At 69.5% G+C, this 223-nt stretch carries 1 protein-coding gene; it reads right to left on the bottom strand.

The window, feature by feature from the left end; translation table 11 throughout:
* On the bottom strand, nucleotides 1-223 hold a 223-nt coding region (locus tag E4K09_RS00015; RefSeq protein WP_244610287.1), incomplete at both ends, for an FGGY family carbohydrate kinase.

Genomic DNA, 223 nt, shown 5'->3' with positions numbered 1-223 from the left:
TGTGCCGAGGGAGATGAAGCCCGCTCCATCGTTGATGGCTCCCAGCCCGACTGCTCCTGCCGCCACATCGCCCGCGCCGCCGGCAACGACGACGTCGCTGCGCATTCCCCAGTCCCTGGCGATCTCCGGTTGCAACAGGCCCGAAGGTGCCGAACCCTCGACGAGTTCCGGCATGTGCGAGCGGTCGAGGCCGGTTGCCGCGAGGGCCTCGTCCGACCAGTCG

This window comes from Microvirga pakistanensis, from assembly GCF_004458765.1.
GTDB classification, from domain to species: domain Bacteria; phylum Pseudomonadota; class Alphaproteobacteria; order Rhizobiales; family Beijerinckiaceae; genus Microvirga; species Microvirga pakistanensis.
The sequence above is the reverse complement of the archived record's forward strand: the minus strand, read 5'-3'. Positions and strand labels throughout refer to the sequence as shown.